Annotated in this window: 18 protein-coding genes; 14 read left to right on the forward strand and 4 right to left on the reverse strand. The window is 61.0% G+C overall.

The features are described from left to right. Positions 1 to 30 precede the first annotated feature (30 nt). A complete protein-coding gene (locus GKA01_RS00745) occupies positions 31 to 1602 on the forward strand; it encodes an FAD-dependent oxidoreductase (RefSeq protein WP_146858238.1) in 1572 nt (523 codons plus the stop codon). A 105-nt stretch (positions 1603 to 1707) separates the two neighbouring features. Then, positions 1708 to 3504 (forward strand): aspartate--tRNA ligase, encoded by a 1797-nt coding sequence (aspS, locus tag GKA01_RS00750; RefSeq protein ID WP_146858240.1) that lies wholly within the window; start codon positions 1708 to 1710, stop codon positions 3502 to 3504. 114 nt (positions 3505 to 3618) lie between these two features. Here the strand turns inward: aspS and GKA01_RS13745 are convergent, their stop codons facing one another. Continuing rightward, positions 3619 to 4083 carry a hypothetical protein gene (locus GKA01_RS13745; protein WP_146858242.1) on the reverse strand — a complete coding sequence of 155 codons (465 nt, stop codon included), beginning with the start codon at positions 4081 to 4083 and terminating at the stop codon, positions 3619 to 3621. A 341-nt stretch (positions 4084 to 4424) separates the two neighbouring features. Here GKA01_RS13745 and GKA01_RS00760 point away from each other — a divergent pair, with 341 nt between their 5' ends. Continuing rightward, entirely contained in the window at positions 4425 to 4697 is a 273-nt protein-coding gene (locus tag GKA01_RS00760) for a YXWGXW repeat-containing protein (protein ID WP_146858244.1), read from the forward strand. Between the two features lie 36 nt (positions 4698 to 4733). On the opposite strand, the gene xth is transcribed toward GKA01_RS00760, so the two are convergent. Both xth and GKA01_RS00770 read right to left on the reverse strand, forming a co-directional pair. Beyond that, positions 4734 to 5510, reverse strand: a complete 777-nt coding sequence (gene xth, locus GKA01_RS00765) for an exodeoxyribonuclease III (protein ID WP_146858246.1) — start codon at positions 5508 to 5510, stop codon at positions 4734 to 4736. A gap of 4 nt (positions 5511 to 5514) precedes the next feature. Beyond that, the gene (locus GKA01_RS00770) at positions 5515 to 5859 is read right to left on the reverse strand and encodes a HesB/IscA family protein (RefSeq protein WP_146858248.1); all 345 of its coding nucleotides are present in this window, start codon (positions 5857 to 5859) and stop codon (positions 5515 to 5517) included. A 189-nt stretch (positions 5860 to 6048) separates the two neighbouring features. Between GKA01_RS00770 and GKA01_RS00775 the strand changes: the two genes are divergently transcribed. The 10 genes from GKA01_RS00775 (at position 6049) to GKA01_RS00820 (ending at position 15890) form a co-directional block, all read left to right on the forward strand. Beyond that, entirely contained in the window at positions 6049 to 7224 is a 1176-nt protein-coding gene (locus GKA01_RS00775) for a deoxyguanosinetriphosphate triphosphohydrolase (protein ID WP_146858250.1), read from the forward strand. A 43-nt stretch (positions 7225 to 7267) separates the two neighbouring features. Next, the gene (argS, locus tag GKA01_RS00780) at positions 7268 to 9076 is read left to right on the forward strand and encodes an arginine--tRNA ligase (protein WP_146858252.1); all 1809 of its coding nucleotides are present in this window, start codon (positions 7268 to 7270) and stop codon (positions 9074 to 9076) included. Next, entirely contained in the window at positions 9073 to 10230 is a 1158-nt protein-coding gene (locus GKA01_RS00785) for an SPOR domain-containing protein (protein WP_146858254.1), read from the forward strand. The genes argS and GKA01_RS00785 overlap by 4 nt, the downstream gene beginning before the upstream one ends. A gap of 10 nt (positions 10231 to 10240) precedes the next feature. Then, positions 10241 to 11002 carry a segregation and condensation protein A gene (locus GKA01_RS00790; protein WP_146858256.1) on the forward strand — a complete coding sequence of 254 codons (762 nt, stop codon included), beginning with the start codon at positions 10241 to 10243 and terminating at the stop codon, positions 11000 to 11002. Then, a complete protein-coding gene (gene scpB / locus GKA01_RS00795) occupies positions 10981 to 11589 on the forward strand; it encodes an SMC-Scp complex subunit ScpB (RefSeq protein ID WP_146858258.1) in 609 nt (202 codons plus the stop codon). Before GKA01_RS00790 ends, scpB begins: the two co-directional genes overlap by 22 nt. Before the next feature lie 9 nt (positions 11590 to 11598). Beyond that, complete coding sequence (gene tatB, locus GKA01_RS00800; RefSeq protein WP_146858260.1) at positions 11599 to 12204, forward strand: Sec-independent protein translocase protein TatB; 606 nt, start codon at positions 11599 to 11601, stop codon at positions 12202 to 12204. Further along, entirely contained in the window at positions 12201 to 12986 is a 786-nt protein-coding gene (gene tatC, locus GKA01_RS00805; RefSeq protein ID WP_062033683.1) for a twin-arginine translocase subunit TatC, read from the forward strand. The genes tatB and tatC overlap by 4 nt, the downstream gene beginning before the upstream one ends. Before the next feature lie 26 nt (positions 12987 to 13012). Continuing rightward, positions 13013 to 14275, forward strand: coding sequence for a serine--tRNA ligase (serS, locus tag GKA01_RS00810; protein WP_146858262.1), 1263 nt, complete (start codon positions 13013 to 13015; stop codon positions 14273 to 14275). A gap of 12 nt (positions 14276 to 14287) precedes the next feature. Further along, complete coding sequence (locus GKA01_RS00815) at positions 14288 to 15028, forward strand: META domain-containing protein (RefSeq protein WP_146858264.1); 741 nt, start codon at positions 14288 to 14290, stop codon at positions 15026 to 15028. A 265-nt stretch (positions 15029 to 15293) separates the two neighbouring features. After that, positions 15294 to 15890, forward strand: a complete 597-nt coding sequence (locus GKA01_RS00820; RefSeq protein WP_146858266.1) for a helix-turn-helix domain-containing protein — start codon at positions 15294 to 15296, stop codon at positions 15888 to 15890. A 57-nt stretch (positions 15891 to 15947) separates the two neighbouring features. Here the strand turns inward: GKA01_RS00820 and GKA01_RS00825 are convergent, their stop codons facing one another. After that, positions 15948 to 18434, reverse strand: coding sequence for a helicase-related protein (locus GKA01_RS00825; RefSeq protein WP_194265775.1), 2487 nt, complete (start codon positions 18432 to 18434; stop codon positions 15948 to 15950). A 135-nt stretch (positions 18435 to 18569) separates the two neighbouring features. Between GKA01_RS00825 and GKA01_RS00830 the strand changes: the two genes are divergently transcribed. After that, complete coding sequence (locus GKA01_RS00830) at positions 18570 to 19457, forward strand: ferredoxin--NADP reductase (protein ID WP_146858268.1); 888 nt, start codon at positions 18570 to 18572, stop codon at positions 19455 to 19457. Position 19458: the final 1 nt, after the last annotated feature.

Genomic DNA, 19458 nt, shown 5'->3' on the forward strand with positions numbered 1-19458 from the left:
CTTATTGCTCCAGCCGGAAAGTCCTAGCTGATGACATCGTCCGCCCCGAATGCCGATTTCCGTGATCTTGTTGCCTTCGATGCGCTGGAAGACGAAAAAATTACTCCTTTTTCTCTTGATGGCACACCGGTGGTCGTCATCCGCGACGGGGAGCAGGTGCACGCCTTTGCCGGAAAGTGCCCCCATAAGGATGCTCCGCTGGAGCAGGGCGCATTCTGCCGGACGGCAAAAGGCAGCGTTCTGGTCTGCCCCTGGCACAAGGCTGTTTTCGATGCGGTGGATGGCAGCCTCGTGGAGCCTCTCGCTCTTGATCCGCTTCCACAATATCCTGTGCAGATCGTAGACGGCAGGGTTCTGGTGGGGCTCAGGCCCATGCAGCGTCAGGCTCCACAGAAGCGGCAGGAGACTGAAAGCGTCCTTCTGCTGGGAGCGGGAGCCGCGGCTGTCAGTGCGGCTGTGACACTGCGTGCAGAAGGGTTTGCCGGAACCATCTCGATGGTCAGCGAGGAAAAGGATCTTCCTTATGATCGTACGGCCCTGAGTAAGACTGTTCTCGTGAGCGAAACGGAAAAGGCACACGCGCCGCCGGTCAGGGAGGAATCTTTTTATGCCGAGCGGGGAATTCGTCGGATCCGTGGGCGCGTTCGGGAATTCGATCCGCAAACCCGCACGGCTGAACTTGAGGACGGGACGAGGCTGACAGCGGATCACGTCCTGATCGCGACGGGTGCTGTTACCAGAAAACCCGATATTCCCGGCGTGGACATGCAGGGTGTTTATACTCTGCACCGCGAGGCGGATGCGGAACGTATCGCAGCACTTCTCAATCCCGACCTTGCCGTCACGATCGTCGGTGCAGGCTTTATCGGGCTTGAAGCTGCCTCCTCGCTGCGTCAGCGTGGAGTAGGGGTAACGATTATTTCGGATACCGAAATCCCGATGGAAAAGCAGTTCGGGCGCGAGATCGGCATCCGGTTGCGTCAGCTTCATGAAGAGAATGGCGTGGCTTTCGTTTCGGATGCCCGTGTGATGGAGATCTATTCCGACGAAAGCAAGGATGGCGTTGCGACGGCGTCCGGTGTTGAGCTGGATGACGGAACACGTCTGCCCGCAGCGTTCGTACTACTGGGGGTGGGGGTGACGCCGGCGACAGGATACGTCTTGGGACTGGAACGTGATGAATGCGGAGCCATCGTGGTCAATGGCCAGATGCGGGTGATGGCCGGAGGGGACACCTGTTCCAACGTATATGCGGCGGGCGATGCCTCAGCGATCATCCATGATGGCGCACCACGGCGAATCGAGCACTGGCGTCATGCCGAAATCCAGGGACGGATCGCGGCGCTGGCCATGATGGGGCATGACACGCCGAACGTTCCGATGCCGTGGTTCTGGACGCAGCAGTTCGGCAAGAAAATCGAACTTCTGGGCTGGGGCGAAAGCTTCGATAACGTGGCGCTGGAAGGGGATATCCGGGGTTTCAGGTTCCTTGCGACCTATCTCAAGGACGGTAGGCCTGTTGCGCTTGCCGGGGCAGGCCGGGCTACCGATATGGCACGGGCGGCGGTCGATTTCGAAGGTTTCCTCGCGGAAAAGGCCTGAACGTTTCGGCAGGGGCGCTGGAGCGCTCGCAGAAAACTTGACATCAGAGGGCCGTCCCGGCTTCCTGCGCCCACTTATCCGCACAGGACGTTGAAGAGGCCCGCCATGCATCCATACCGCACCCATGACTGTAGCGCCCTGCGTGAAGAAAACGCCGGGCAGATCGTCCGCCTTTCCGGCTGGGTGCACAGCAAGCGCGATCACGGCGGCCTGCTGTTCATCGACCTGCGCGACCATTACGGCGTCACACAGATCGTCATTCCCGCGGGTACAGACCTGCTGGAAAAGGCAGAACGTCTGCGCGTCGAGAGCGTCATCACCGTGACCGGCAAGGTCGTGGTGCGTCATGGATCGCAGCGCAACCCGAACCTGCCGACCGGTGATGTGGAAGTTCTCGCCGAAGCTCTGGAAATCCGTTCCAGCGCCGAAGTCCTGCCATTCCAGGTAGCGGGCAACGAGAATTACCCTGAAGACCTGCGTCTGAAGTACCGTTACATCGACCTGCGCCGCGACAAGATGCACCAGAACATCCTGCTCCGCAGCAAAGTCATTACGAGCCTGCGCCAGCGCATGATCGCGCAGGGCTTCACCGAGTTCCAGACGCCGATCCTGACGGCCTCGTCTCCCGAAGGCGCGCGGGACTTCCTCGTCCCGGCCCGTCTGCATCCGGGCAAGTTCTACGCCCTGCCGCAGGCTCCGCAGCAGTTCAAGCAGCTCGCGATGGTCGCGGGTTTCGACCGTTACTTCCAGATCGCACCCTGCTTCCGTGACGAAGCCTCCCGCGCTGACCGCAGCCCGGGCGAGTTCTATCAGCTCGATTTCGAGATGTCGTTCGTCACGCAGGAAGACGTCTTTACGGTGCTCGAACCCGTCCTCGCCGGCGTATTCAACGAGTTCACGCCCGAAGGCTGGAAGATCACGGACGGCGCTTTCCCTCGCATTCCGTATGCCGACGCCATGCGCGATTACGGCTCCGACAAGCCGGACCTGCGCAACCCGCTGATCATCAAGGACGTCACGGAAGCCTTCCGCGATTCCGGTTTCGGCCTGTTCGCCAAGATCGCGGCCTCGGGAGGCCAGATCCGCGCCATTCCGGCTCCGGGTGCGGGCGACCGTCCGCGCGGCTTCTTCGACAAGCTCAACACCTGGGCGCGTGAGAGCGGTGCCGGTGGCCTGGGCTACATCATTTTTGAAGCAGAAGGCGGCAAGGGCCCGATTGCCAAGAACCTCGAAGCCGAGCGCGTCGAGAGCATCCGTGAAGCCTGTGGCCTGAAGGCCGGGGACGCCGTGTTCTTCGCAGCGGGTAAAGGCGATGAGGTCGCCAAGTTCTCCGGCGTCGTTCGCACCAAGGTTGCAACCGAACTGGACCTGATTGAGAAGAACGCGTTCCGCTTCTGCTGGGTCGTGGACTTCCCGATGTTCGAGCTGAACGAGGAAACCGGAAAGGTCGACTTCTCGCACAACCCGTTCTCCATGCCTCAGGGTGGTCTCGATGCTCTGAACACGCAGGACCCGCTGACGATCAATGCCTATCAGTACGATATCGTCTGTAACGGCGTGGAGCTGTCTTCTGGCGCCATCCGGAACCATCTGCCGGAAGTCATGCTCCGTGCGTTTGAAATCGCAGGTTATGGTCCCGAAGTTGTGGAAGAACGCTTTGGCGGCATGCTGAACGCCTTCCGTTATGGCGCTCCGCCGCATGGTGGAGCCGCACCGGGCGTGGACCGTATCGTGATGCTGCTGGCCGATGAGCCGAACATCCGCGAAGTTATTCTCTTCCCGCTCAACCAGAGCGGCGAAGATCTGATGATGGAAGCGCCGGCTCCAGTCGAGCCGGCCCGCCTGAAGGAGCTTCATCTTGCGCTCGACCTGCCGAAGCCTAAGCCGACTGCCAGCAAGTAAACCTTAAGCAGCCTCATTCGCTGTTTCAGAACCGGCAACTTCCATTCGGGAGATGCCGGTTTTTTTTATGCTGTCTGTTTTGCTTCGTTATTTTCAGGTGTGGTCCGTGCGAAACTACCAGTGGATCCGGATTCCCGCTGTCACGGCTGCACTGCCGCCTGCGGCACCCTGGATGGTATCGCGGTGTCCTCCGAAGAAGCTTGCCATCAGGTCCACGCCTGGAAGTGATTTCAGCGGATAGGCAAAAGTCGTCGTCACGCCTTTTTCTTCCATCAGCGGCGATTGTGCTGCCCGCTCCACGTCCAAAGGGCCAATTTTTGAGAGATTTGACAGATCCAGCTTCATCCACTCCCGTCGCACTACGGGGGAGGTTCCTGTCTGCTCAAAACTTAATCCGCCTGACCCGGATCGGCCTGTCATGCTGTCCCGCAGCGCAGGATCCCGCAGGGCATCCGAACGGGGCATTCGTGTGCGGGCGGTATGATGTGCGGGCATGAAATAGGCGGGGGCCTGGGCGCGAAGCGGGAAGGCCCAGACGCTGCCGAGAATACAGGCCGCAATCCACCAGTCTGTGTACATGCTAAAACCCCCAACGAAAAAACGAAATGAGGGTCTGCGGTAATGGCGTGCGAACCGGATGTGCAAGATGTAGGCGCACACTACGCGCTGTGCCAAAAATGATACAGTCAATATAAAACATTCAAATTCAAAAGACTGTAAATAAATTTAACTCTAAATTTGTATCTCAAAAGACACATATCAACTTCTGTATCTTTCCGTTACAGGCGTAGGGGAGGGCATCATGCATGAAACACAAAATTATGATCTGCCCGGATTCCGCCACAGATGCGCCTCAGCTGCGCCAAGACGCTCCCGTCATCATCTTTCTGTGACAAGGCGTCATAGAAAGGAGAGTATTAATGCTGAAACATCTGTCAGGGATTTTGGCTGTTTCCGCCCTGTTTGCAGGTACGATGGCGATTGCGCCGATGTCGGGAACAGCCCATGCTCAGTTCGTGCCCTATAGTGGCCCATACCGGCAGGCACCGCCGCCACCGCATACGCTGCCGGAGACCATTCCGCCCCATCGCGGAGACCTGCACTGGGTGCCGGGCTACTGGCGCTGGAGTGGCAACGGGTATCGGTGGCAGCCGGGCCATCTGAGCCGAAAACCCAATCTGCGACATGCATGAGGGGATGCAAGGGGAACGGCGTGTTCCCTTGCATGTTCAGACTGTAACGAGAACTGGGACGTGATCGGAGGCCTTTTCCTTTGCCCGCTCGTCCCGATCGATCACGAAAGCTGTCAGGCGTTCGGCCATACGAGGCGACAGAAGTGCATGATCGATCCTCAGGCCCGAATTTCGCTGGAACGCCGCCGCCTGATAATCCCAGAACGTGTAATGCCGGCCTGCAGGGTAGAGCGTGCGCAGGGCATCCGTCAGCCCTATCCATTTTAACTTGCGGAATGCTGCGCGCGTTTCAGGGCGTACCAGTGCGTCGTTGGGTGACAGCGCGCCGGGCGCGAGATCTTCGTCCGTCGGGCAGACATTGAAGTCCCCGATGAACGCAAACGGTTTCTCCGCCTCCAGCAGAACACGCGCCCGTTCCGCTAAAGCGTCGAAAAACGCCAGTTTGGTCGCGTAACCGTCCTCACCGCCGGAATTACCGTTGGGCAGATACAGATTGCCGATCGTGATGCCATCGAGTTCCGCCTCGATATAACGGGCAGACGGATGATCGAAGCCCGGAAGCGTATGGTGCGTCACCGTGAAGGGGCGGCGTCCAATCAGGGCCACGCCGTTATAGGCTTTCTGACCAGAGGTCGCGACATGCAGCCCGGCTTCTGCGAACATGACCGGAAACTGGCTGTCCTCGCATTTGATTTCCTGAAGGCACAGCAGATCGCAGTCCGGATGGCGTTCCAGCCAGTCCTGAACGTGATGGGCGCGGGCGCGGATGGAGTTGATGTTCCAGCTTGCGAAGGTGAACGGCGTCGTGGTCATCGGATCAGGCCAGCGAGAAGCTGGTGCCGCAGCCGCATGATGAAGCTGCATTCGGGTTCGTGACCGTGAAATGCGCGCCCATCAGCTTGTCCACGAATTCCAGTTCCGCGTTTTCCAGCAGGTCGAGGCTGGTTGTATCCACAAATACGCGAGCGCCGTCACGCTCGATGACGACATCATCCGCGGCCTGATCGCGCTCCAGTTTGAACTGGTACTGAAACCCGTTGCATCCTCCGGCCAGAACCGCCACGCGCAGCGCCAGCCCCTCAGGTTTTGGCTGGGCTGCGATGATCTCCTTGATGCGGGCGGCCGCACTAGCGGAAACGCTGAAAGGCACGGTGTCGGACATGGGTTCTGGTTCCCGGACTCTTCTGAAAAGACAACTGCGGTCCTGATTATATGGTCAGAGCACCCCCCAGAGCAAAGGGGAGGGCGGGAGGGTCGTGCTTGCGCAGGCACAATGCTGGCGTAGAATGATCCCGTGGGCCGCCTAAAACAGCGCTCTCTCGGCTCGACGGCTCACGCAGGACACGTCTTGATGGTAGCGATCTACGCGGTACAGGATTCTGGCTCCCCTACGGATCTCAGGGGCCGACTCTACCCCGAGGTGGAAAGCCCGGTCCGCTCGCCCTGGCAGCGGGACCGTGACCGCGTGCTGCATTCTGCGGGGTTCCGGACCCTGCAATACAAGACACAGGTCTTCATCAACCACGAAGGCGATTTTTTCCGTACCCGCCTGACGCATTCGCTCGAAGTCGCGCAGATCGCCCGCTCCATCGCCCGCAATCTGGACCTCAACGAGGATCTGACCGAAACCGTAGCGCTTGCCCATGATCTCGGTCACACGCCGTTCGGCCATGCCGGGGAAGACGCCCTCGCACTTGCGATGAAGGACTGGGGTGGCTTCGATCACAACACTCAGTCCCTGCGGCTCGTGACCGCGCTCGAAGCCCGGTACCACGCTTTCGATGGCCTTAACCTGACATGGGAAGCGCTGGAGGGCCTCGCCAAACATAACGGCCCGGTCAAACGCCCGACGCCCTATTTTGCGGAATACGACGCAAAACATCATCTGGACCTGCAAAGCCACGCCTCGGCCGAAGCGCAGGTCGCGGCCATGTCAGATGATATCGCCTATCACGGCCACGATCTCGATGACGGTTTGCGCGCCGGGCTGCTGTCTTTTGAGGATATCGAAGACCTGCCACTGGTCGGAGACGCCCTGCGCCGCTCCCGCGAGATGGAGCGCCTGATAGGGCGTGAGGCGTCCGATCAGGCCCAGCGCGTGCGGCATGAAACCATCCGCGTCGTCATCAACCAGCTTGCCACGGACCTTACGGACCAGACACGCCGGAACCTCGAAGCACTCAACCCGCAATCGGCTGACGATATCCGCCATGCCGGTTATCCCGTGGTGGCGTTCAGTCCGGAAATGCGGGAGGCTAACAAGGCCATCCGCAAGTTCCTCTATGCCCGCATGTACCGGCATTGGCGCGTCAACCGTATGGCGCGGAAAGCCAAGATCGCGGTGCGGGAAATCTTCGACATCCTGTCCGAAGATCCCGGTCTTCTGCCCGATCCGCTGCGGGGCCGAGCGAAAGCCGCCGATGACGTACAGCGCAGGCGTCTGGTGGCCGATTATATTGCCGGAATGACCGATCGTTTCGCGATGGAAGAACATCGACGGTTGACGGACCTCTCCGTGCTGGGCTGATAGAGCCTCTGATTTGAAGACGCGTTACAGGAATCGAGCTGAAATGGCCGCTGACACCACGACCCCTACGACTGACTGTCTCTTTGCCCGCACCCGGGTTCAGGTGTGCGACGCTCTGCGATCGGTCGTCCCCGGCCTGCCGGAAGAGGTGGTGCAGCGCGTCGATCTGACCCCTACCCGTGATCCGTCCCACGGTGATATGGCGACAAACGCCGCCATGCTGGCCGCCAAGCCCGCACGCCGCAAACCTGCTGATATTGCTGCCGAACTGGTCGCGAAACTCTCCGAACTTCCGGGGATCGCGAAGGCCGAAGCCGCCGGTCCGGGCTTTGTAAACCTGACGCTCAAGCCCGAGGTCCTTCAGGGCGTGGCCGTTTCCGTTCTCAAGGCGGGTGACCGCTACGGCCGTTCGACGATGGGGCAGGGGACGCGCGTGAACGTGGAATACGTCTCCGCCAACCCGACCGGCCCGATGCATGTCGGTCACTGTCGCGGCGCGGTGGTCGGTGACGCGCTGGCAAACCTGCTCGAAGCCGCAGGCAGTCCGGTGACGCGCGAATATTACATCAACGACGCCGGAACGCAGGTCGTCGCCCTGACCTGGGCCACCTACTGGCGCTATCTTCAGGCCATCGGCACGGAGATTTCCGCAGACGAATTCGGTGGCCTGACCCCGAACGGCCTGCAATATCAGGGCGAGTACCTGATCCCTGTTGCACAAAGCATTGCTGAAAAGCACGGTCGTGCGCTCGCCAATGCCGAAGGTGGCCCCGCTGACCCGTCCGTCTGGTTCGAGATTGTGCGCCGTGAAGCGTTGACGCAGATGATGGCTGCTATCCGCGAAGATCTGGAAGCGCTCGGCATTTCGCACGAAGTCTTCGCGAGTGAAGCCGAGACTCTGGCCAGCGGTCGCGTGGATGCCGCGATTGCCACGCTCGACAGCAAAGGCCTGCTCTATGAAGGCGTGCTGGAGCCGCCCAAGGGCAAGATGCCGGAAGACTGGGAGGCCCGTCCGCAGACGCTCTTCCGCTCCACCGAATTTGGTGACGATCAGGATCGTGCGCTCCGTAAGTCCGACGGCACCAATACCTATTTTGCCAACGACATCGGCTATCACGCCCAGAAGGCCGAAAATGCCGACGTCCTGATCGACGTCCTCGGCGCCGATCATGGCGGCTACGTTTCCCGCATGCGCGCCGCTATTTCCGCTCTGACGGATGGCAAGACCGGCTTTGAAGTCGTGATGTGCCAGATCGTTCGCGTCGTGAAGAACGGCGAGCCGGTGAAGATGTCCAAACGTGCCGGCACGTTCGTGACCCTGCGCGACCTGCTCGACGAAGTGGGCCGTGATGCTGTGCGCTTCACGATGCTGACCCGCAAGGCCGACGCGCAGATGGAGTTCGACCTGGATGCCGTTGTCGCCCAGACGCGCGACAATCCGGTGTTCTACGTCCAGTACGCTCATGCCCGCTGCCGGTCGGTCCTGCGTTCGGCCGAGACGATGTTTGGTGCAGAGTCCGTGACGCCCGAAGCTCTGTGCGAAACCGATCTGTCCAACCTGTCTTCGGACGTCGAACTGGCCGTTCTGCGTCGTCTGGCGGCTTTCCCGCGCAGTGTTGAAGCCGCTGCGACGGCCCGGGAGCCGCACCGGATCGCGACCTATTGCATTGATCTGGCCTCCGATTTTCATGCCCTCTGGAACCGGGGCCGCGAAGACACCACCCTGCGCTTCCTGCATGAGAACGACCGCGCAACCAGCCTCGCCAAGCTGGCGCTGGTCTCGGCGATTGCAGGAACGCTGCGCTGTGCCCTCACCATTCTCGGCGTCGTGCCGGTAGAGGAAATGCGATGAGTCCGGAAAACGATCAGGATCGCAACCGCCCCGATCCCGGCGACTATGCCCAGTTGCCGAAACAGCCTCCGGGCCCGGGAGCACGTCCGCAGCAGCGTTTCGACCGTGAACGGTTAAGCAACGATTACGATGACGAACCCGCACCCCGCCGTCGCCCGGCGGCATCTGCAAATGCTGCGGGTGCGGGACGTTTAACGTCCCTGCTGGGGAGTGATCCTGCAACGCGCAAGCTGGTTGGGGGGGCGGCCGGCATCGGCGTCGTGTTGCTGCTGGCCGTTGGAGGGTGGTCGCTTATGGGCAGCCATCATGGCGGAATTCCCATTATCGGTCCGCCGCCGGGGCCGGTGAAGGATCGTCCCGCCGATCCGGGCGGAATGCAGATCATGGGTGGGGATGACGGTGACACCGATATGACAGGCAATGGTGAGGCCCATCTTGCCCCAGGACCGGAACAGCCCGATACGAAGGCGTTGGCCCGTCAGTACGGCGTCCCACCCGGGACACCTGGGCAGGCAGCATCAGATGCCTCCAGAACGGATGCGTCGACAACAGGTGCCGTAACGGCGGACAAGGCTGTCCAGACCCAGACGCCAGCAGGAGCGGACCAGGCAGGTCAACCGGAAGCTTCTGTTGCTCCTGAGCCAACGGTTCCCGCCGGTACCGGACAGTCGTCTTCGGATACGGCATCGCCTGCGGCCGTTCCGGAAAAACCGCAGGATCAGGCGGCGCCTCCCACCGAGCCTTCAAAGCCAGTCTCAAAAGAGGCGCCGAAGAAGGAGGAGGTCCCCGCCCGTCATGTGACGCGTCCGGCTGAAAAGCCGCTGCCCGCGCCGGTTCCGCCGCCTGAGAATGTCGGGCTGCCGAAAGCTGCTGCTACCGCCATGCCGAAGGCCGAGGCGTCGGGCACCGGTTCGCATGAAGTGCAGCTTGGTGCGCTCGACAGTGAGGCTGCGGCCCGCAAGGAATGGGACAGTCTGCGTCATCAGGCTCCGGGCCTGTTCGCGGGTCATACGCCTCTGTTCGAAAAGACCACACGAGGCGATCACACATTTGTGCGTTTGCGGGTCGGCGGTTTTGCGGATCTGAAAGCGGCGCGGGCTTATTGTGTGAAGCTGCACGCGCAGTCCGTCGCCTGTACGCCAGCTCAGTTCTGAGTGCTGGCGTTTGAGCGAGACACTGCATCTGACGCTTGACGGGTTTGAGGGGCCACTCGATCTGCTCCTCGATCTGGCCCGCAGGCAGAAGGTGGATCTGGCGAAAATCTCCATTCTGCAACTCGTGGAGCAGTATCTGGCCGTCGTAGACAAGGCCCGTGCGGAAGCGCGGAGCCTCCGGCTGGAACTGGCGGCGGACTGGCTTGTCATGGCGGCCTGGCTTGCCTGGCTGAAATCCAAACTTCTCCTGCCTGCCGAGAATGAAGACCCCGACGCTGAAGATGCGATTGAGCTTCTTCAGGAACGCCTCATCGAACTTGAACGGATGCGCGCTGCAGCCCAGTGGCTGGCCGAACAACCCCGCCTGGGTCTGGATGTCTTCCGGCGCGGGCTGGGTGAAGATCATACAGAAATCGACCGCTCCGGTCTGCGTGTGGACACGCCCGCGCTGATCACGGCCTATTTGTCCGCTCGACGTCGAACAGGGCGCAGGCGCGTCTATGCGCCGCGCGCCCGTCGTTACTGGAGCGTGCAGGATGCGCTTTCGCGTCTCAAACGCCTTCTGGGAACCGACACGGTAGCAGGATGGCACACATTGACGTCCCTGTTGCCGGGCGCTGACGAACTGGACGATGAGGAGGGCCCTTACGGGCGTAACGCGGCTCTCGCGGGGACGCTTCTGGCGGGGCTGGAAATGGCGAAAGGAGGAGCGCTCGAACTCCGCCAGCCTGAGGCCTTTGGTGAAATTGAATGGCGGGCAGCCGCATCATGACTCTTTCCTCCTTACTCGACCGGGCCCGTCTTCTGGTGGAGGCGCTCGTTTTCGCCAGCCCTGAACCCGTAAAGTCCGCTGCGATTGCCGAGCTTCTGAAAGCACAGTCGGTCAATGTTCCGGTGGAGGATGCCCTTCAGGCCGTGCAGGAGCGTTATCGCGATCATGCCATTGAAATGGTTCTGGTGGCGGGTGGCTGGCAGTTCCGCACCCGTTCGGAATTCGCCTCTGCCCTGACGAAAGTCGTAGAAAAGCCCCGCCGCCTCAGTCGTGGTGCGATGGAGACGCTGGCTATCATCGCCTATCACCAGCCCTGCACCCGGGCGGAAATCGAGGCCATCCGTGGCGTGTCGCTCGGGCAACCCATTCTTGATGCCCTTCTGGAAGACAGCCTGATTGCTCCCAAAGGTCGTAAGGACGTGCCGGGGCGTCCCGTATTATGGGGCACTACGGCCGGTTTTCTGGAAAGTTTTGGCCTGCCGGATCTCGGGGCTCTGCCTCGCCGGGAAGACTTCCTGCTGGATCGCGCGCCTACGGAAGTAGAAGAGGATGTTTCGGCCGTAGGCGTAACGGAGCAGACAGGCTAGGAATGACGCATGTTTGACTTCAGTTTCTCGGAAATCGCGCTGTTCGTGATGGTGGCGATGGTCTTCATCCGCCCGAAAGACCTGCCGGTTGCCATCCGTACCCTGTCCAACGGGCTGAAGGCAATGCGGCGCATGGCCTCGGAATTTCAGTCCCATGTGGACGAGATGGTTCGCGAAGCCGATCTCTCCGAAGCGCGGGACCAGTTCCGGGACCTGAAGAATTTCAATCTGCGCGACCGCGTGACCAAAGCGATCGACGGAGACAACACCATCCGCCGCAGTTTGGACCTAGACACATCCGCCAGGGCGTCGGCGGCTGCACTGCCAAAGGTCCCGGCTGCTCCGCCGCTTCCGCCGCCACCCTCCCTGACCGATCTGGAAACGGTGCCCTACAATGCTCGTCCACAGTTCGAACCGGCAGTTGATACCCCGACGCAGACAGACAGCTTTCCAAACGACGATGTGATGGAGGCGCCCTCCATTCTGCCGCCCAGCACGGCACGGCGGCTCCAGCATGAGCGCCCCCGTTGGCGCGCGCCTGATATCCTGCCGCCTGTCCGGGCCATCCATGCCGGTCGGCGCATCCCCATCGCGAGCGGAAAGGACGGGGAATGACCGACACTGACAGCATCAACGACACGCCGATGCCGCTCCTCGAACATCTCGTGGAACTGCGCAAACGGCTGATCTGGTCGATCGTGACCTTCGTGATCGCCTTTGCCATCTGCTATCATTTTTCGGGCGAGATTTACCGTTTTCTGGCGGCCCCGCTCGGCAACATCATGCGCAAGAACGGCGAGCAGCCGCATCTGATCTACACCGCGCTGTATGAGGCTTTCTTCACCTATATCCGCGTGGCTGTTTTCGGCGCGACCTGCCTGTCTTTTCCCATGATCGCCATCCAGGCCTGGATTTTCATCGCGCCCGGCCTGTATCGCAGCGAGAAACGCGCGTTTGCGCCGTTCCTGATCGCCACGCCCATCATGTTCCTAATTGGCGCGGCACTCGCTTATTATGTCGTGTTTCCTTACGCGTGGCAGTTCTTCCTGTCCTTCCAGACGCCGCAGAACACTGATGGCGGCATGCAGATCGAACTTCAGGCCAAGGTCTCGGAATATCTGACGCTGGTTACGAAAATGATCCTCGCTTTCGGGGTCTGTTTCGAATTGCCCGTCATTCTGACGCTGCTGGTCCGGGTGGGGCTGCTGAGCGTGGCGCAACTCAAGCGTTTCCGCCGCTATGCCGTTGTCGCATCGTTTGCCGTTGCGGCCGTTATTGCGCCGCCAGATGCGATTACGATGCTGAGCCTCGCCATTCCCCTCGTCGCACTGTACGAAGTATCCATTCTGACGGCCCGGTTCGTGGAACCGAAACCGATGGCCGCTGACGAAGACTGAAGACATACCTGCCGGAGCCCTGAACCATGCATGACCTGAAAGCCCTGCGCGCCGACCCGGCCGCTTTTGACGCTGCTCTCGCACGTCGGGGCCTGTCACCCGTGGGGCAGCAGCTCGTCAGCGAAGACGAAGAGCGCCGCGCTGCTCTGGCCGCGCTTCAGGACGCACAGGCCGCCCGCAAGACGATCGCCAAGGAAATCGGCCTGCTTAAGCGGCAGAAGCTCGACACCTCTGAGATTGAAGCAAAGGCCGTGGCCCTGCGTGACCAGATCGCAGGTCTGGAAGAGTGTGCGAATACGATCCAGACCCGCATCGATAATGTGCTTAAAGCCCTGCCAAACCGTCTTGATGCCTCTGTCCCGGACGGCAAGAACGAAGACGACAACGTGATCGTCCATGTCCGAGGCGAAAAGCGCGAGCTGGCTTTCGAGCCGAAACAGCATTTCGAGCTTGGCGAAGCGCTTGGTCTGATGGATTTTCCGACCGCGGCCAAACTGTCCGGCACGCGGTTTGTGGTCCTGCGTGGCGCACTTGCCCGTCTGGAGCGTGCTCTGGGTCAGTTCATGCTCGACACCCACACGTCCGAGTTCGGCTACAGTGAAACCAGCGTGCCGCTTCTGGTCAATGACGACGCCATGTATGGCACGGACAAGCTGCCCAAATTCGCCGAGGACTCGTTCCGTACCGAAGACGGCCGCTGGCTGATCCCGACCGCCGAAGTCCCGCTCACGGCGTCCGTCATGGGCGATATTCTGCCCGCTGACTCCCTGCCGATCCGCATGACTGCGCTCTCGCAGTGCTTCCGCTCCGAAGCTGGCTCCGCCGGGCGTGACGTGCGTGGCATGCTGCGCCAGCACCAGTTCACGAAATGCGAACTGGTCTCGGTCGTGCGGCCGGAAGACAGCGAGGCCGAGCATGAGCGCATGACGCAGGCTGCTGAGACGGTTCTGGAGCGTCTCGGCATCACGTTTCGTCGGATGCTACTCTGCGCGGGCGATACGGGGTTTGGTGCTGCCAAGACGTTCGATCTGGAAGCCTGGCTGCCGGGGCAGAAGGCATGGCGCGAAATTTCCTCGTGCTCCAACACGCGCGATTTTCAGGCGCGCCGGATGAATGCGCGCTATCGTGCGGAAAATGGACCGGCCTTCGTCAATACGCTCAACGGGTCTGGTCTTGCTGTCGGCCGGACGATGATCGCGGTCATGGAAACCTATCAGAACGAAGACGGCAGCATCGATATCCCCGAGGTTCTGCGCCCCTACATGGGTGGGCTGAACCGCATCGGTTGAGGGCTGTCAGGCATGATCACGATCCGTCGCTTTGTTCTGACCCTGCTCATGACGGGCTCTGTCCTGCCTGTTGGCAATGTCTGGGCCGAAAACATGCACATTCTGCATGGTCAGGCTCTGTATCACGAGCGAATGGCTCTGCCGCCGGGGGCGATGCTCAATGTGTGGATCGAGGATACGGCAGCAGCGCATGGCGCACCTCTGGTTGTTGCCGAACAGCGTGAAGAGATCCAGCGCGCTGTTCCCATTTCTTATTCGCTGACATATCCCCCGCTTCCCGCGGGAGGGCATTACACGCTCAATGCGGAGATCACCGTAGAGGGGCGCAGACTTTTTGCGACGTCGAATGAGGGAGTGCCTTTGGATCATCCCGCGCTCGTGCTTCATCGCGTGGCTGGGTCAGCGGTCCGTGTGCCTTATGGCACGTGGGGCATTCAGAGCTTGGGAGACCGGCACTTCGAAAATTCTGCTGATGCCCCGGGCCTGACATTGCAGCAGGATGGGACTGTGTATGGTTCTGACGGGTGCAACCGCCTCATGGGGCATTTCAGGATTGAAGGTCAGAACCTCCATTTCCTGCCCTTCGCCATGACGCGTCGGGCCTGCCTGCCACCTCTGATGCTTCAGGAGCAGCTCATCAGCAGATACCTCCCGACCGTGACGTCATGGTCGCGTGAGGGAGAAAACCGTCTGGAGCTTCGCGCCGGCGCATCTGGCGAGACGATGCTTCTTGTCCCGCGCGACACACTATAAAAACCACTTTTTGGGGCGGGGTTTTTAAAATATTCTGCCCGTTGGATGATTTTCAGACGTAGGGAATACTTTTTGGAAGGGTGGGGGGGGTATCATGCCCCTTCCCACGAGCCGGAGAAGGGGACTAGTCTGATGCGGTTGTCGCTGTCTTTCAAAAGTAGATTGAGCAGACAAAACCTCTCTCAACGTAATGGGAGATCTCTGACCGGCAGAGAGTTTTGTTGCATGGCGGTGTGCGCCACTGTTAGCAGGCCGGAGGCTTAATATGAAAAAAACAATATCCCTTGGGCTGGGTCAGAAGTGGAAGGCCGCCCGTCCGGGAAAAGCCGGCGAGGTCCGGGAAATTATTACCCTTGGAGCTGGTGGTGTAGGCTTCAGGGTGGAGGGCCAAACACTGACTCCAGCGCACGTGTCCGAAACGGCGTTCAGGGTATGGATCACAGAAACGGAGGCTAGATTGACCAGAAACGCCATTCCCTCCGCGCAGCTCTCTCCAGGGCTCGAACTGGGACGCCGGATCCGGCTCCTGCGGGAAATGATAGGGCTGAGTCAGCAGCAGCTTGCCGAAAAAGTCGGGATTTCGCGCTCGGCTGTTGCGTTCTGGGAAACGGGGCGGTCCGGCCATGTCGGCAAGCATCTGGGCAGTCTGGCGCAGGTTCTTGGCGTCGAGCCGGAAGTCCTGCTGACCGGAATGGCTTACAAGGCCATTCAGGAAACCCTGACGCCTGATGAAAACACGATGCTGACCCTTTACCGGCAGCTCGATCCGCTCATCAAGCTGCAGGCCCAGAAATGGATTGAGCGACGCGTGCGCAGCAAACAGCCGGAGCCGCACACGAAAGAACGCTCCAAGAGCGCCTGAGCTTATCGTGGCCGAGGGGTTTTGATTCTCTCGGTCCGCTCCTTCCCCATCGGGCTGCTAGGAAGAACGTCGACGCCCACCAGCAGGGCGTTTGCCCGTTTTGGCGGGGAAGGGTCGTCCACCGCTTTTTCTCGGGCCGGAATAAGGTCGCCGATCTGAGGTACCGCGTCCGTTGTGGTTTCCAGAACGCTGCTGTTTCTGGCTTTCGCGCATCCGGCTCTGCGTCCGCAAGACCTGTTCGATCCAGTCATTGAGAATGGACGTGTTGATTTCCGCGTCCTGACGCGCCGGATAGGCGTCCGGAAAGCGCAGAGCGAGCCAGCGCCAGGCCACCAGCCGCTTGTGGCGTTTCTCGGCACGCTCCAGTTCTTCGCGTCCAGCCTGTTCCGGATGCGGCAGACGACCCGTACCCGGCGGCGGTACCGGTCGTCCCGCGGCATGGTCGGCCGCCCACTGGACAAGGCGCTGGATCCCGTTGTCCCGCTCGTCGATCGGGCACATGGCATAGGTCCAACGTGTCGAAAGATCGAGATTTTCCACGCCTTCCAAAGCGGCTGCGATTTCCAGCGCCTGTTCCATGTCGGCGAGACGATAGTTCGGGTCATCCGCACGCAGAACGGCATGTTTGATGCGCGTCAGAACGCCATAAAGACTGTCGCTGGCAATTTCTTCGGCAACGGCCCGGACGATATCCGAATCCGGCTGAACCAGCGGGCGGAGTTCCGTGACGACTTCAGGTGGCGCACTCAGCATCTTCTTGACGAAGGTCGGGCTGCCCGCTCCCGCCAGCACGCAGACAAGTCCGTTTTCATGCTTGCCGTAACGCCCCGCGCGCCCGCCGATTTGCTTGACCTCCTGCGAGACCAGATCGCGCGTTTGGCGTCCGTCGAACTTGCGCAGCGCACTGAACACCACGCGCCGGATGGAGAGGTTCAGCCCCATGCCGATGGCATCCGTCGCAATGAGGATATCGGCCTCGCCATTGTTGAACCGGGCCGCTTCCGCACGACGGACTTCCGGGCTCAGAGCGCCGTAGACGACAGCCACGCGGCGTCCACGCGCCATGAGCTCGGCGCGCAGATCCAGAACTTCTCGGCGCGAAAAGGCGATAACGGCGTCGCTGGGCTTCAGTTCATCGAGATGCAGCGTCTCACCTGCCTTGAGCGGGCTTTTGCGTTCGAGATGGATCTCATCCACCGGATCATCGCAAAGTTCGGCAATGCGCTTGACCAGCGGGATGCAGTCCGGCGCACCGAGGATGAAGACATGCCGTGCCGGGACACCCATGATGGCAGCCGTCCAGGCAGCACCACGGTCCGGATCGGCGAGCATCTGGGCTTCGTCGATGATGGCCACATCCACAGGATTGTGGAACGGACACATCTCGACCGTCGCCGCCAGATGGCGCGCGCCCGGCATTTCGATCCGCTCCTCGCCCGTGGACAAGGATGCCGGAACGCCGCGTGAGAGCAGGGACTCGCGGAATTCATGGGCGAGCAGGCGCAAGGGCGCGAGTGCCAGCCCGCTCTCGGCATTCGCCAGAGCATTGAGGGCAGTATAGGACTTGCCGGAGTTCGTCGGCCCGGTCACGAGCGTGATGCGCCGTTTCAGCGCACGCGCGGTGCGGAAATGGGCCGCAAACCGGTCCAGCGCCGCGACACGGGCAATGGCGGCATTGCCCGCCTTGTTGCCCAGATCCAGAACTTCCGGCCGGTCTTTCGTTCCGCTGCGCCACTGCGGCAGGAACGTCCGAAGCCGTTTGAGCTCAATGGGATCGAAAAAGAACAGCTCGATTCCGTCCGGTCGCGTTTCGCGGCGTGCAACGGGAATGCGGTTTTCCGCAACCCAGCGCAGGGCCTCGCGGCGTGAGCAGTGCAGAACACCGGGCAGATCATCGAAGCTGACGAGTCCCTCTTCCCACTGTCGCAGGCGTTCAAGCTCGCGCGCCCTGCGTTCTTCGGCACGGGCCTGAATGTCGGCCTGTTCGCGGGCGCGACGTTCTTCTGCAATCCGCAGGTCGTCCTCAAAGCCCAGATCGACGCTGCCGAAGGCGCTGGCAATGCTTTGTGAAAGCTTTTCAAGCTGGCCGCTCGACAGGATCAGCCCGGTGTCGGCGAGATCGGCGCGGACATCCTCCAGCACGGCACGCGGAGAATCACCCATCTCCTGCCAGCGCGTCATCAGGACATCGTCCAGTGTCCGGCGCAGGGCAGGCATGTCGGCGCGCGGGTCATGGGTGCGGGCCGCTGCGTCCTGCGTGTCGGCTTTACTTACCCAGACTTCACCGGCCCTGCGGCACAGATTCATGAGCTGGGATGCCCAGGTCTTGCGGCGCACAACGCACAGCGCCTCGATCAGCCCGTCATGGGACAGGCTCGCCTCCGGACCTTCAAGCCGGCGCGCAACCTGACGCAGCAGGGCAGGGCGTTCGCGCGACGTGATGTCGAGCGAAGTTCCGAATTCGGCCTCGGCCCGCGCAAGGGCGCGTTCGGCCGGAGAGAGTGTGTCGGAGAGAGGGGCGTCCGGCATGGAGTCGTCTGTCATAAGAGTCTTGTGCGTCATTCCGGCATGCGCTTCAACGCGGATGGGTTTCCCGAGCGGTGACGATTGGGCTAAAAGACCCGACCCTTATCAGGTCCGAGACCTGTTATCCGTTCCGCACCGGAGACAGAACCAGACATGTCTACCCCGATTTTTGCCGCCCCCACCCCCGAGATCGACGAGCCCATCACCGGCTTGGTGCCGTTCGAAGGTCATCCGAAGCAGTATCGTCTTGCCGAACCGAGCAAGGAATACGCGCATCTGTATCCGGCCAAGGTGCTGACGGTCCACCACTGGACGGACCGCCTGTTCAGCTTCACCACAACGCGTGATCCGGGCCTGCGCTTCGAGAACGGTCAGTTCGCAATGATTGGCATTGAAGTCGAGGGCAAGCCGCTCCTGCGCGCCTATTCAATCGCGTCCGCGAACTACGAAGACCACATGGAGTTCCTCTCCATCGCTGTTCCCGATGGTCCGCTGACCTCGCGTCTGCGCCATGTGAAGGTCGGCGATACAGTTCTGATCGGCCGCAAGCCGGTTGGCACGCTGCTGCTCGACAACCTCAAGCCGGGCCGCAACCTGTATTTCCTGTCCACAGGCACAGGTCTGGCACCGTTCATGAGCCTCATCAAGGACCCCGAGGCCTATGAGCGCTATGAGAATGTGATCCTCAGCCACACCGTCCGCATTTCGGGCGAGCTGGCCTATGAGAACCACATCCGCCACGAACTGCCGGAGCACGAATTCCTTGGCGAGTACGTGAAGGACAAGCTGCGTTACTACCCGGCTGTGACTCGCGAAGACTATGCCGTGACCGATCGCATCACCAAGCTGATCGAAACGGGCAAGATCTTCGAGGATCTGGGCATCGACAAGCTCGATCCCGAGCATGACCGCGTCATGATCTGTGGCTCGCCGGAAATGTTGGCTGACACCGAAGCTCTGCTGGAGCGTATGGGTTTTGAGGAAGGCAATATGAGCACGCAGGGTTCGTATGTCGTCGAGAAGGCCTTCGCCGAGCGCTGAG

The sequence above is a fragment of the Gluconobacter kanchanaburiensis NBRC 103587 genome (assembly GCF_007988905.1).
Lineage (GTDB): Bacteria > Pseudomonadota > Alphaproteobacteria > Acetobacterales > Acetobacteraceae > Gluconobacter > Gluconobacter kanchanaburiensis.